The following is a 13,997-nucleotide window of genomic DNA, read 5'->3' as shown; positions in this document are numbered from 1 at the left end:
CCCGGCGTCCCGCGGCACCGGGCCGGCAACCCTACAGCTTTCGGTACATCACGTGCAGGCCCACGTAGCCCAGTTCAGGGTGGTTGAATGCCTCGGGAATGGTCGCGAGCACCTCGAAGCCCATGGATTTCCACGCTGCCACGGCCCGGACATTGCTTTCCACCACGGCGTTGAACTGCATGGCCCGGAAACCGGCGTCGCGCGCGGCGTCGAGCGAATAGGCGCAGAGGGCCCGGGCCAGTCCGCGGCCGGCCTGGCCCGGGTGGACCATGTAACCCGCGTTGGCCACATGGCTGCCGCCGCCGCCGTGGTTGGGGTGCAGCTCGCCGGTGCCAAGAACCGCGCCGGTGTCGGAGGCAACCGCGACGAACGTCCGGCCCGGCGCCTGCTTGAACCAGCGTGCGCGGGCCTCGTCCTCGGCGGTGTCCCGGTCCCAGGTGAAGGTCTCCCCGGCCCGGACGACGGGTTCCAGGATCGCCCAGATGCCCGGCCAGTTCTCCGGGCGGGCCTCCCGGATGGTCCAGCCGGCTGCAGGTTCTTGTCCTGTCGTTGTGTTCACAGCGGCCACGTTAGCAGCACGCCCCGGTCTGCGAACCGAACGGGCCCGTGAACCGGCCGGCACTTCAGGAGTAATGTTTTATCGACATGCATTGGGCAGAAAGAAATGGGCAGAGGAAAGGGGAACCGTGTCTCTGATCCGCCGCGTCGCTTTCCTTTCCCTGCACACCTCGCCCATGGAACAACCCGGCTCCGGTGACGCCGGCGGCATGAACGTGTACGTCCGGGCGCTGGCCGCGGCCCTCGCCGAGACCGGCGTGGAAGTGGAGATCTTCACCCGGTCCACCTCGGCCACGCAGCCCGCCGTCGAACACCCGTCCCCGGGCGTGTGCGTGCACAACGTCCTCGCCGGCCCGCCCCGTAAGCTGCCCAAGGAGGAGCTCCCGGGGTTGCTGCACAGCATGGTCGCCGAGATCAACCGGATCCGGCTGCTCCAGCCGCACGGCCGGTATGACGTCATCCATTCCCATTACTGGGTCTCCGGGGTGGCCGGGCTGGAGCTCGCGGAGCTGTGGCGGCTGCCCCTCGTCCACACCATGCACACGATGGCGAAGGTCAAGAACCAGCTCCTCGAGTCCGGCGAACAGCCCGAGCCGCGGCGGCGTGAGGACGGCGAGCACCGGATTGTCGACGGCGCCACCCGGCTGATCGCCAATACCGGCACCGAAGCGGCCGAGCTGGTCTCGCACTACAACGCCGACATCGACCACATCGACGTCGCGCCGCCCGGCGTGGACCTGGCCGTCTTCACGCCGGCCTTCAGGAACCGGGCCAGGGCCCAGCACGGCATCGCCCCGGGCAAGTTCCATCTGCTGTTCGCGGGCCGGATCCAGCGGCTCAAGGGCCCGCAGATCCTGATCAAGGCGGCGGCGCTCCTGCGCTCCCGGCGCCCGGACATCGACCTGCAGCTGACCATCCTGGGGGCCGTCAGCGGCGCCAAGGACTTCAACCTCAAGACGCTGATCAGCGCCGCCGGAATGGACGACGTCGCCACCCACCACCCGCCGGTGAACGCCCCGGAGCTGGCCGGCTGGTACCGGTCCGCCGACGTCGTGGTGATGCCCTCCTACAGCGAGTCCTTCGGCCTGGTGGCGCTGGAGGCGCAGGCCTGCGGGACGCCGGTCCTCGCCACGAAAGTCGGCGGCCTCTCCCGCGCCGTCCAGGACGGACGGACCGGGATGCTGATCGAGGGCCACAAGGCCAGCGACTGGGCGGACGCCCTCGAGTCGCTCTTCGACGACACCCAAACCCGCACCGACATGGGGCGCGCCGCCGCGATCCATGCCCAGGAGTTCGGCTGGCAACGCACCGCCGCGATTACGCTGGAGAGCTACCACACCGCCGTAAGCCAGTATTTTGGAAGCCTGACCATCCCGGTGGGCCACACACCCTGAACCGGTTCCACCACCTCCGCCCGCTCCAACCCCGCCCGGCAACACCGGACCGGGACAAACCCGCCGACGCCACGAGCCGAAGGACAACGATGTCTGAGACCACCACTGCCGGGAACAACGTCCCCAGCGACCTGGAAATTGCCCAGCGGGCAGTCATGAAGCCGATCGGGGAGATTGCGGCGGCCGCCGGCATCGCCCCGGACGCGCTGGAACTCTACGGACCCTACAAGGCCAAGATCGACCCGGCGAAGCTGACCGTTCCGGCGGGCACCCCCGTGCGCGCGCCCGGCAAGGTGGTGCTGGTCTCCGCGATGTCGCCCACCCCCGCCGGCGAAGGCAAGTCCACCACGACGGTGGGGCTCGCGGATTCCCTGGCCCGGGCCGGGCACAGCGTGATGATCGCGCTGCGCGAGCCCTCGCTCGGCCCCATCCTGGGCATGAAGGGCGGCGCGACCGGCGGCGGCTACTCCCAGGTGCTGCCGATGGACCAGATCAACCTGCACTTCACGGGCGATTTCCACGCCATCACTTCGGCGAACAACGCCCTCATGGCCCTCGTGGACAACCACATCTTCCAGGGCAACGAACTCAACATCGATCCGCGCCGGATGACGTTCAAGCGCGTCCTGGACATGAACGACCGATCCCTCCGGGAGGTCGTGATCGGCCTCGGCGGGCCCGCCCAGGGCACGCCGCGGCAGGACGGCTTCGACATCACCGTGGCCTCGGAGATCATGGCCGTGTTCTGCCTCGCCACGGACCTGAACGATCTGCGCGACCGGCTCGGCCGGATCACGTTCGGCTACACCTACGACCGCCGGCCCGTCACCGTGGCCGACCTCGGCGTCCAGGGCGCCCTGACCATGCTGCTCAAGGACGCGATCAAACCCAACCTCGTGCAGACCATCGCCGGCACCCCGGCGCTGGTGCACGGCGGGCCCTTCGCCAACATCGCCCACGGCTGCAACTCCCTCATCGCCACGCAGACGGCCCGCCGCCTTGCGGACATCGTCATCACCGAGGCGGGGTTCGGCGCGGACCTCGGCGCCGAAAAGTACATGGACATCAAGGCGCGGATGGCCGACGTCGCCCCGTCCGCCGTCGTCCTCGTGGCCACCGTCCGGGCGCTCAAGATGCACGGCGGCGTGCCGAAAGACCTGCTCAAGGAGCCCAACGTGGAGGCGCTGGCCGCCGGCGTCGCCAATCTGCGGCGCCACATCCGCAACGTCGAGAAGTTCGGCATCACCCCGGTCGTGGCGGTCAACAAATTCGCCACGGACACCGCCGAGGAGCTGGACTGGCTGCTTCAGTGGTGCGCCGCGGAGGGTGTCCAGGCCGCGGTGGCCGATGTCTGGGGCCGCGGCGGTGGCGGCGACGGCGGCGACGAGCTCGCGGCGAAGGTGGCGGCCGCGATCGACGCCCCGCACGGCTTCCGGCACCTGTATCCGCTGGAGATGTCCGTGGAGGACAAGATCCGGACCATCGTGCAGGAGATCTACGGCGCCGACGGCGTGGATTTCTCCGTGCCCGCGCTCAAACGGCTGGCCGAGATCGAGAAGAACGGCTGGTCCGGGATGCCGGTGTGCATGGCGAAGACCCAGTACTCCTTCACCGACGACGCCACCCGCCTCGGCGCGCCCAAGGGCTTCACCATCCACGTCCGGGATCTCATCCCCAAGACCGGCGCGGGCTTCATCGTGGCCCTCACCGGCGCCGTGATGACCATGCCGGGCCTGCCCAAGGTGCCGGCAGCGATGCGGATGGACGTCGACGACGCCGGCAACCCGGTCGGCCTCTTCTAACCCACCCGACGCTCCCTCACCTCCTGCATCCCCCCAACCAACGATCCCTCAGGTCCGGCAACTCCCCAACCGACGCTCCCTCAGGTCCGGCGCGGCGCTTGCGCCTGCCGCCGCGGGCCGATCCGGGAGATCTGTGGATAACTCCTGCGCGGCTCTCCAAATAGGTTCAAAATGCCAGCATGGAAAAGCCTACGAAGCTTCCCGGTCCACTCAGCGCAGCACCCTTTACCATCGCGGATGCAAGGTCCTTGGGAGTGCCGAGAACCAGGCTCAGGCACTCCGACGTAATTCACATCAGCCGGGGTCTCTACCGGCCCACGGATTGGGACTTCGAGCTGGAGGCGGCGGCTCGTGCGTTGGCCGCAGCGTCGCCCGGCGCCTGGATCTCCCACGTCACCGCTGCCAGGCTCCGATGCCAGATATTGCCTCCTTGGCTCTCGGACTCGGAGGAGCTACACCTGAGCAAGCCGCGGGCGCTCCCGGAGGTCCGGCGCAAAGGCATTCTCGGACACACGGTTCTTGCGTTGGAGGGCGAGGTCGAGACAGTGGACGGGATCCGGATCAGCACGCGCTCCCGGACGTGGCTCGACCTCGCCCTGCGGTTGAGCCTGCCGGAGTTGGTCTGCCTGGGTGATGAGCTGGTGCGGATTCCCCGACTGGGGTTGGAAGGGCGCAGTGATCCCTTTGCGACCATCGATGAGCTGCGTTGGATGGTGAGCCGTCACCCGAACCTGCAGGGAATCGTCCGCGCCCGTGCCGCACTGGACTTGATGCGCGTGGGCTCGGATTCAGCGCCGGAGACGTTGCTGCGGCTGGCGATGTGCGACGCCGGGCTCCCGGAACCGGAACTGCAGCTCCCGCTGCGACCGGACAGTCCTGCCGCGCCGACGGCGGACCTTGGGTATCGCCGTCGGCGGCTGGCGGTTCAGTACGACGGCGGGCACCACCTGCTCCCCGCACAGATCTTCAGCGACCGCCGCCGTGACAAGGCCTTCGAGGCAGCCGGATGGACAGTGCTCGTCCTGACAAAAGATGACCTCGCGGATGGCTTCTCCGGCGCCGTCACCAAGATGAAGCGAATCCTCCGCACCTCATACCTCAGCCCGCCGGCCGCAGCTGGCTTTTCCAGCGCAATCTGAGGCAGCGAGCCGCCGATGTCTGCAAGACGTGAGGGAGGATCGGGTCGGTATCGGCCAAAGGTGAGGGAGCATCCCGGACCCAATCCGAAAACGACGACGCTCCCCCACCATTGGTGAGGGAGCGTCGGGTTGGAACACGCCAAACGTGAGGGAGCGTCCAGAGGCAGGGCGGCAGCGGGGGCGGTTAGCGCTCCAGGTCGCCGCGGATGAAGGCCTCGACCTTTTCACGGGCGAGGTCGTCGTTGAACTGCTCCGGCGGGGACTTCATGAAGTAGCTCGACGCCGAGACCAGCGGGCCGCCGATGCCGCGGTCCAGGCCGATCTTGGCGGCACGGATGGCGTCGATGATCACGCCGGCGGAGTTGGGCGAGTCCCAGACTTCGAGCTTGTATTCCAGCGACACCGGGGCGTCGCCGAAGTTGCGGCCCTCAAGGCGGACGAAGGCCCACTTGCGGTCATCGAGCCACTGGACGTAGTCGGACGGGCCGATGTGGACGTCCTTGGCGGCGAGCTCGGCCTCGACGTTGGAGGTAACGGCCTGGGTCTTGGAGATCTTCTTGGACTCCAGGCGGTCGCGCTCGAGCATGTTCTTGAAGTCCATGTTGCCGCCGACGTTCAGCTGGTACGTGCGGTCCAGGGTGACGCCGCGGTCCTCGAACAGCTTGGCCATGACGCGGTGCGTGATGGTGGCACCGATCTGGCTCTTGATGTCATCGCCCACGATCGGCACGCCCGCGGCGGTGAACTTGTCCGCCCACTCCTTGGTGCCGGCCAGGAAGACCGGCAGGGCGTTGACGAACGCCACGCCGGCATCGATCGCGCACTGGGCGTAGAACTCGGCGGCCTGCTGGGAGCCGACCGGCAGGTAGCAGACCATGACGTCAACCTGGGCGTCCTTGAGAGCCTGGACGACGTCGACCGGCTCCTCCGGGGACTGCTCGATGGTCTCGAGGTAGTACTTGCCCAGGCCGTCCAGGGTGTGGCCGCGCTGGACCGTGACGCCGGTCGGCGGGACATCGGCGATCTTGATGGTGTTGTTTTCGCTGGCCAGGATGGCGTCGGACAGGTCCTGCCCCACCTTCTTGCCGTCGACGTCGAACGCGGCAACGAACTGGACGTCGCCGACGTGGTACTGGCCGAACTCCACGTGCATCAGGCCCGGGATCGTGGCCTTGGGGTCGGCATCTTTGTAGTACTGGACGCCCTGGACCAGCGAAGCGGCGCAGTTACCTACGCCGACGATTGCAACACGAATCGGATGTGAAGACACGGAACTCCTTTTGAGAAACAAGGGTGACCGGCGCGGCCGCACTCTGAGGTACTGCATCAGTTGTGCGGGCGGCAGGCGGACACGACGCCGTAAGGCGCCCTTAGTAGTCTAGTCAACGCCGCCGGGGCCGCGGTTGTTCCCCGGCGGACCCGGCGCTTCTGTTAACTGCGGTAACTGCGGATGCCTACGACTTCTGGGCCCACAGGTTGATATCTGATTCGACGGCGAATTCATCGATCGCGTCGATCTCATCGGCCGTGAAATCCAGGTTGTTGATCGCCGACAAGGTGTCCTCAAGCTGCCGGACGCTGGACGCGCCCACCAGTGCGGACGTGACCGACGAGCCCTTGCCCTGATCGCGCAGGATCCAGGCGATGGCCAGCTGCGCGAGCGTCTGCCCGCGGCCCTCGGCGATCCGGTTGAGCCCGCGCACGCGGTCCAGCTTCTGCTCGGTGATCATGGATTCGCCCAGGGACTTGTGCTGGGCGGCCCGGGAGTCGGCCGGAATGCCCTTCAGGTAGCGGTCGGTGAGCATGCCCTGGGCCAGCGGCGAGAACGCGATGGATCCGGCGCCCACCTGCTCCAGCGCCTCGAAGAGGTTGGGGCTGCCGTTCTCGGTCCAGCGGTTGAGCATGGAGTAGCTGGGCTGGTGGATCAGCAGCGGGGTGCCGAGTTCCTTGAGGATCCCCGCGGCCTCGATGGTCTGTTCCGGGGTGTAGGACGAAATGCCTGCGTAGAGCGCCTTCCCGGAGCGCACGGCCTGGTCCAGGGCGCCCATGGTTTCTTCCATCGGCGTTTCGGGGTCCGGGCGGTGGCTGTAGAAGATGTCCACATAGTCCAGGCCCATCCGGCCCAGCGACTGGTCCAGGCTGGCCAGCAGGTACTTGCGGGAGCCAAAGTTGCCGTACGGGCCCGGCCACATGTCGTAGCCGGCCTTGCTGGAGATGATCAGCTCGTCGCGGTACGGCTTGAAGTCGTCCTTGAAGTGGCGGCCGAAGTTGGTCTCGGCGCTGCCATAGGGCGGGCCGTAGTTGTTGGCGAGGTCAAAGTGGGTGACGCCCAGGTCGAAGGCCCGGCGCAGGATGGCGCGCTGGATCTCGAACGGCTTGTCGTCGCCGAAGTTGTGCCACAGGCCCAGTGAGATGGCCGGGAGTTTCAGGCCGCTGCGCCCCACGCGGCGGTAGGGCATGGAGTCGTAGCGGGTATCAGCTGCCAAATATGTCATACGTCATATCCTGCCTTAGTGGGTGAGTACCGCGGCGCTGTGGCCGGGTAGATGCAGTGTTGTGGCCGGCGCCGCGCCGCCAGGAGCGGGTTCAGCATCGGAAGCCGGGTCCAGCCGGACGCCGTCATCGGTTGCCAGGGCCAGGGCCGCCCCGCGGACCGGGACCCGCCGCGCCTCGGCGGAAAAGTTCATCGCCACGTCGGTGCGGCCGCGGCGCAGCAGCAGCCAGCCCTCGTCCTCGCTGACGTCGACGGCGGTGTCCTCGAAACCGGGTTCCGTCAGGTCCGGCGTGGTGCGGCGCAGCGCGATGAGCGCCCGGTACAGCTCCAGGAGGCGGGCATGGTCCCCTCCCGAGGCCTCGGCCCAGTCCAGCTTGGACCGGGTGAAGGTCTCCGGATCCTGCGGGTCGGGGACGACGGCGGGGTCCCAGCCCATGCGCTCGAACTCCCTGATCCGGCCCTCGGCCGTCGCCTTGCCCAGCTCCGGTTCCGGGTGGGAGGTGAAGAACTGCCACGGGGTGGTGGCCCCGTATTCCTCGCCCATGAACAGCATGGGCGTGAACGGCGAAGTCAGGGTGGCGACGGCGGCGAGCGCGAGCGGCCCGTAGCCCAGGGTCTGGGACAGCCTGTCCCCGGTGGCACGGTTGCCGATCTGGTCGTGGTTCTGGCTGCACACCACCAGCGCGGCCGGGTGGACCTGGGCCGGGTCGATGGGCCGGCCGTGGTGGCGGGCGCGGAAGCTGGAGTAGCTGCCGTCGTGGAAGAACCCGCGCTCCAGGACCTTGGCCAGAGCCCCGATCGAGTCGAAGTCGGCGTAGTAGCCGGTGGTTTCGCCGCTGACGTTGACGTGGACGGCGTGGTGGAAGTCATCGCTCCACTGCCCGGCCAGCCCGTACCCGTTGGTGTCCCGCGGATAGAGCAGGCGCGGGTTGTTCAGGTCCGATTCCGCGATCATCGTGGCCGGGCGTCCGGTCTCGGCGGCTATTTCGTCGGCGAGGGCGCCGAAGTCCTCCAGCAGGTGCACGGCGCGCTCGTCCTTGAAGGCGTGCACGGCGTCCAGGCGCAGGCCGTCCACGTGGTAATCGCGCAGCCACATAGCGGCGTTGTCCAGGATGTAGCGGCGCACCTCGTCCGACTCCGGGCCGTCAAGGTTAACCGAGTCGCCCCAGGTGTTGCCCTCCCCCGATTTCAGGTAGGGCCCGAACCGGGGAAGATAGTTGCCGCTGGGGCCGAGGTGGTTGTAGACGACGTCCTGGATGACGCCCAGGCCGGCGGCGTGGGCGGCGTCCACGAAGCGCTGGTACGCGGCGGGTCCGCCGTAGCCTTCGTGCACGGCGTACCAGAGGACACCGTCGTAGCCCCAGTTGTGGGTGCCGTTGAACCCGTTGACCGGCAGCAGCTCGACGAAGTCGATGCCCAGCTCCGCCAGGTACGACAGCTTCCCTGCCGCGGCGTCCAGTGTTCCCTCCGGCGTGAACGTGCCCACATGGAGTTCGTAGATGACGGCGCCCTTGAGCTCCCGCCCCGCCCACTGGCCGTCAGCCCACTGGTATTCTCCGGCGTCGAACGTGCGGGAGAGCGCGTGCACGCCCGCGGGCTGGCGGCGGGACCGCGGGTCCGGCAGCGGGGTGGGATCCCCGTCCACCAGGTAGCCGTAGTCCACGTCCCCGGCGGCGGGCGCCCCGGCGGCGGTCCACCAGCCGGGTGCCTCCGCGCCGCGGCGGGTCATGTCGTACTTCCGGCCGTCAGCGAGGAGCGTGACGTCCTGCGCTTCCGGTGCCCAGAGATCGAAGCGGTCGCTTCCGTGTGCAGGCAAGGTCATGGCATTCTTCCGTTCCCCATGTCGGTACTATTCCCCATATCGAAGGTCTGCTTAGGCGGTGGGCACCAGGAGGGCCACGGGGTAGTCCCGCAGGATCTCCCCCACCGCCACGGCGCCCGGACCGTGTGTGGCACCGGTCAGTTCATCGGCCATGGCCGCGGCGAGCTCGACGGTCGTGTCCTGCCATCCGCCGCGCTGCTCCAGCCCGCGGGGCAGCCGGGTCGCGAGCGTCAGCGCCCCCGGGGCTGCGGGAGTCCCGCGGTCAAAGGCGAGCAGGTGCGCAGCGGCGTCGCCCGTGGCGGTGACCGGGGCGTACCCGGTGAACAGCTCCGGCCGGTCCCGGCGCAGCCGCAGGGCCCGCGAGGTGACGAGGAGTTTCGCTGCCTCGTCCAGGAACGACGCCGGACGCTCACCGGCATCGAGCGCGGCGAGGGCGCGCCGGCGGGCACCGAAGTCGAACGGCCGCCGGTTGTCCGGATCAGTCAGCGAGCGGTCCCAGAATTCGGTGCCCTGGTACACGTCCGGCACCCCGGGCATGGTGAGCTGCACGAGCTTGGCGCCCAGGGAATTGGCGGCCCCGTAGGGCTCCAGCAGGGCCACGAGGGACTCCAGTTCGGCGGTCACCTCCGGGGTGTCGAAGGCGGCGTCGACGGCGGCTGCAAGTTTCGCCTCGAAGGCCTCGTCCGGATCGATCCAGTTGGTCGAGTTCCCGGCCTCCCGGGCGGCTTTTTGCGCGTAGGACTGCAGCCGGTCCCGGTCTGCGGGCCAGACGCCCGCGACGGCCTGCCACAGCAGGTTGGCCAGCGGGCCGTCCGGCAGCGGCGCCAGCTTCTGCAGCCGCTGCAGGGATGCCTGCCATTCCAGTGCGAGCTCGGCCAGCACCGAGATCCGGGCCCGGGTGTCCTCGCTGCGCTTGGTGTCGTGGGTGCTGAGGGTGGTCATGGACAACGGCTGCTCGGCCTGGCGCCGGGCCATCCGGGTGTGGAATTCTTCCGGTGCCACGGCGAACTCGGTGGGGTCGGCGCCGACTTCGGTCAGGGTGCCCAGCCGGGTGTAGCGGAAGAACGCGGTGTCTTCCACGCCCTTGGCCATGACCATCCCGGAGGTCTGCTGGAAGCGCATGCCCAGTTCTGCGGAGGGGGCTGCCTGCGCGTCGAGCAGCAGCGGCAGCAGCACGCCGACGGCGCCTTCCAGTTCGGGGCGGCGGCGGACCGCGAGTTCGCATGCCTCCTTCAGGACGTCAGCACCCTCTGGAAGATAGCTGCGGTAGACCGGGAACGCGGCGATGATCTCGGACAGTGCGTCCGCCGCGGCTTCCTGGCCCAGTCCTGCCGCGGCAGGGACCAGCCGTGCCAGCCGGAGCATCTCCGAGTGCAGGATTCCGTCCGTGATCCGGCGTTTGGTGCCGCGGATCATGTCCTCGTAGTCGGCAGCGCCGCCGCGCAGTTCGGCGTCGAGCGCGTCAAGCGGCGCCTGGCCCGCGGCGTCGACGAACACCCGGTCCACGTCAGCGAGGGCGTCGTAGCCGGTGGTGCCCTCGCACTCGAAGCCGGCCGGCAGGGCCTCGCCCGGTTCCAGGATCTTCTCGATCAGCAGGTAGCTGCCGCCCGTGGCCTCCCGCAGCCGGTGCAGGTATCCCTCCGGATCGGCGAGGCCGTCCGGGTGGTCGATCCGCAGCCCGTCGACGAGCCCCTCCCGGAACCAGCGCACAACCTCCGCGTGGGCTTCATCGAAGACCTCGGGGATCTCCACCCGGATCCCCGCCAGGCTGTTGACGGCAAAGAACCGGCGGTAGTTCAGGTCCGTGTCGGCCCGGCGCCAGCCGATCAGTTCGTAGTGCTGACGGTCGTGGACCTCGCGGGGATCGTCGGCAGTGGAGTCACCTGCGGTGTACGTGCCCTCTGCAAGCGGAAAGCGGTGGTCGTAGTAGCGCAGTTCCCCGTCCTTGATTTCCAGCGCGTCGACGTCGGAGTCGTCCCCCAGCACCGGGATCCGCACCCGGCCGCCGCCGAAGTCCCAGTCGACGTCGAACGCCTGCGCGTAGCGGGACTGCTGTCCCTCCTTCAGGAGAGACCACCACCACGGGTTCTGGGCCGGGGTCGCGACGCCGACGTGGTTGGGCACGATGTCGACCAGCACCCCCATGCCGGCCTCCCGCGCGGCGGCCGACGCCGCCAGCAGGCCGTCCGCGCCGCCCCGGTCCGGATCAATGGCGGAGGGATCGGTGACGTCGTAGCCGTGGTCCGAGCCGCGCTCCGCCGTGAGGATCGGCGAGAGGTAGATCCAGTCCACGCCCAGCGACTTCAGGTACGGCACGGTCTGCGCGGCGTCCTGCAGCGTAAACCCGGGCCGGATCTGCAGCCGGTACGTCGAGACGGGGGTTCTCATTTAGCCCGGCCCTTCGGGGTCTTCGGCTTGTCGGCCCCCGCCTTTTTCGAGCCGGAGGCTTTAGCCGAGCCCTTGGAGGCGCCGGTTGCCGGGGCCTCCGGAGCCGGGTCCGCCGGAGCCGGCGCCTCCGGTGCCGGGTCCGCCGGAGCTTCCGGTGCCTGGACCGCAGAACCTGCATCCGCCGAATCCTCGTGCTCGGCCATCGCGGCGAGGGAGGCTGCCGCGGAGTAGTCCACCTCCACCTCGGGGCCGGAGTGGGCCCGGAGCACCACCATCGACTTTGCCGCCAGCTTCAGCACGGACCCGGCTTTCAGCGGGGCCTCAGTGTCCGCCTGGTCTGCGGTGTCCACCAGCACGTCCCAGAACCGTGAGTACTCCTCGGCCGGCAGGGCGAAGTCCACGTCGCCGTCGTGGGCGTTGAAGCCGAGCAGGAAACTGTCGTCGGTGATCCGGCGTCCGCGGGAGTCCTGTTCCTGGATGCCGTGGCCGTTGTAGAACACGCCGATGGTCCGGCCGAAGCCGCTGCCCCAGTCCTCCGGGAGCATTCCGGTGCCGTCGGTCTTCAGCCAGACGATGTCCGGCAGTTTCTCGCCCTCACCGCGGACCACCGGGCGGCCGTCGAAGAAGCGGCTGCGGCGGAACGTCGGGTGGTCGTGCCGGATCTTGTTGACGACGGCGGTGAACTCCACCAGCGGCTGGTCCATCGCGTCCCAGTGGATCCAGCTCAGCTCGGAGTCCTGGCAGTAGGTGTTGTTGTTGCCCTGCTGGGTGCGGCCGAGCTCGTCGCCGTGCAGGAGCATCGGGACGCCCTGCGAGAGCAGCAAGGTGGCGATGAAGTTGCGCTGCTGGCGGGCACGGAGGGTCAGGACCTGGTCGTTGTCCGTGTCCCCTTCCTCGCCGCAGTTCCAGGAGCGGTTGTGGGATTCGCCGTCGTTGTTGCCTTCGCCGTTGGCGTCGTTGTGCTTCTCGTTGTAGGACACGAGGTCGCGCATGGTAAAGCCGTCGTGCGCCGTGACGAAGTTGATCGAGGCCACCGGGCGCCGGGCGGAGCTTTCGTAGAGGTCCGCGGAACCGGTCAGGCGGGAGGCGAATTCGCCCAGGGTCGAGGGCTCGCCGCGCCAGAAGTCGCGGACCGTGTCGCGGTATTTGCCGTTCCACTCGGTCCACTGGGGCGGGAAGTTGCCCACCTGGTAGCCGCCCGGGCCGATATCCCACGGCTCGGCGATCAGCTTGACCTGGGAGACGATCGGGTCCTGCTGGATGAGTTCGAAGAAGGTGGACAGCTTGTCCACGTCGTAGAACTCGCGGGCCAGGGTGGAGGCGAGGTCGAAGCGGAAGCCGTCGACGTGCATTTCCGTCACCCAGTAGCGCAGGGAGTCCATCAGCAGCTGAAGGGAGTGCGGGTGCCGGACGTTGAGGGAGTTACCGGTGCCGGTGTAGTCCATGTAGTGCTTCTGGTCATCGTCCACCAGCCGGTAGTAGGCCTGGTTGTCGATGCCCTTGAAGGACAGCGTGGGGCCGAGGTGGTTGCCTTCAGCGGTGTGGTTGTACACCACGTCCAAGATCACTTCGATGCCGGCCTTGTGCAGCTCGCGGACCATGGCCTTGAATTCCTGCACCTGGTGCCCGACGTCGCCGGAGGAGCTGTAGGTGTTTTGCGGGGCGAAGAAGCCGATGGTGTTGTAGCCCCAGTAGTTGTTGAGGCCCTTCTCCTCGAGCGTGCCGTCGTTGACGAACTGGTGGACGGGCATGAGCTCGATCGCGGTGACGCCGAGCTTCTTCAGGTGCTCAATCACGGCCGGGTGGGACACGCCGGCATAGGTGCCGCGCTGCTCTTCGGGAATTTCCGGGTGGAGCTCGGTCAGGCCCTTGACGTGCGCCTCGTAGATGACCGACTGGTGGTAGGGGATCCGCAGCTGGCGGTCGCCGTCCCACTCGAAGAACGGGTTGATGACGACGCCGTGCATGGTGTGCGGGGCCGAGTCGCTGTCATTGCGCGAGTCGGGGTCGCCGAATTCGTAGGTGAAGAGCGCCGGGTCCCAGTCGATCTGGCCCTGGACGGCCTTGGCGTAGGGGTCCATCAGCAGCTTGTTCGGGTTGAAGCGGTTGCCGTGTTCGGGTTCGTACGGGCCGTGGACCCGGTAGCCGTACTTCTGTCCGGGCTGGACCTGCGGCAGGTAGCAGTGCCACACGTAGCCGTCCACTTCGGTCAGTTCGATCCGGGTTTCGGTGAGGTCGTCAGCGAGGAGGCACAGTTCCACCCGCTCGGCACGCTCGCTGAACAGGGCAAAGTTGGTGCCAGTGCCGTCAAAAGTGGCTCCCAGCGGGTAAGCCGATCCGGGCCAGACTTCCATGTGTACTCCTCGTGCGGAACGAATATTCTCTAGACAGACTACTTGT

Annotated in this window: 9 protein-coding genes; 3 read left to right on the top strand and 6 right to left on the bottom strand. The window is 68.1% G+C overall.

The features are described from left to right. Positions 1 to 31: 31 nt before the first annotated feature. Positions 32 to 559, bottom strand: a complete 528-nt coding sequence (locus tag AC1DKN_RS03800; protein WP_476870483.1) for an N-acetyltransferase family protein — start codon at positions 557 to 559, stop codon at positions 32 to 34. A 127-nt stretch (positions 560 to 686) separates the two neighbouring features. Between AC1DKN_RS03800 and mshA the strand changes: the two genes are divergently transcribed. From mshA to AC1DKN_RS03785, 3 genes are all read left to right on the top strand, one after another. Further along, the gene (gene mshA, locus AC1DKN_RS03795; RefSeq protein ID WP_476855720.1) at positions 687 to 1,952 is read left to right on the top strand and encodes a D-inositol-3-phosphate glycosyltransferase; all 1,266 of its coding nucleotides are present in this window, start codon (positions 687 to 689) and stop codon (positions 1,950 to 1,952) included. 89 nt (positions 1,953 to 2,041) lie between these two features. Further along, positions 2,042 to 3,754 carry a formate--tetrahydrofolate ligase gene (locus tag AC1DKN_RS03790; RefSeq protein ID WP_476850287.1) on the top strand — a complete coding sequence of 571 codons (1,713 nt, stop codon included), beginning with the start codon at positions 2,042 to 2,044 and terminating at the stop codon, positions 3,752 to 3,754. A gap of 179 nt (positions 3,755 to 3,933) precedes the next feature. After that, positions 3,934 to 4,893 (top strand): hypothetical protein, encoded by a 960-nt coding sequence (locus tag AC1DKN_RS03785; RefSeq protein ID WP_476870482.1) that lies wholly within the window; start codon positions 3,934 to 3,936, stop codon positions 4,891 to 4,893. A gap of 184 nt (positions 4,894 to 5,077) precedes the next feature. On the opposite strand, the gene AC1DKN_RS03780 is transcribed toward AC1DKN_RS03785, so the two are convergent. The 5 genes from AC1DKN_RS03780 to glgX form a co-directional block, all read right to left on the bottom strand. Continuing rightward, on the bottom strand, positions 5,078 to 6,163 hold the full coding sequence (locus AC1DKN_RS03780; RefSeq protein ID WP_018773719.1) for an inositol-3-phosphate synthase: 1,086 nt from the start codon (positions 6,161 to 6,163) through the stop codon (positions 5,078 to 5,080). Positions 6,164 to 6,347: 184 nt separating this feature from the next. Then, positions 6,348 to 7,388 carry an L-glyceraldehyde 3-phosphate reductase gene (gene mgrA / locus AC1DKN_RS03775; RefSeq protein ID WP_476870481.1) on the bottom strand — a complete coding sequence of 347 codons (1,041 nt, stop codon included), beginning with the start codon at positions 7,386 to 7,388 and terminating at the stop codon, positions 6,348 to 6,350. Between the two features lie 15 nt (positions 7,389 to 7,403). After that, positions 7,404 to 9,209, bottom strand: a complete 1,806-nt coding sequence (treZ, locus tag AC1DKN_RS03770) for a malto-oligosyltrehalose trehalohydrolase (RefSeq protein ID WP_476870480.1) — start codon at positions 9,207 to 9,209, stop codon at positions 7,404 to 7,406. 51 nt (positions 9,210 to 9,260) lie between these two features. Next, complete coding sequence (gene treY / locus AC1DKN_RS03765; protein WP_476870479.1) at positions 9,261 to 11,597, bottom strand: malto-oligosyltrehalose synthase; 2,337 nt, start codon at positions 11,595 to 11,597, stop codon at positions 9,261 to 9,263. Then, positions 11,594 to 13,951 carry a glycogen debranching protein GlgX gene (gene glgX, locus AC1DKN_RS03760; protein ID WP_476870478.1) on the bottom strand — a complete coding sequence of 786 codons (2,358 nt, stop codon included), beginning with the start codon at positions 13,949 to 13,951 and terminating at the stop codon, positions 11,594 to 11,596. The genes treY and glgX overlap by 4 nt, the downstream gene beginning before the upstream one ends. Positions 13,952 to 13,997 lie beyond the last annotated feature (46 nt).

This window comes from Arthrobacter sp. 01N444, from assembly GCF_056399305.1.
This window is presented reverse-complemented; position numbering and strand designations above follow the sequence as displayed.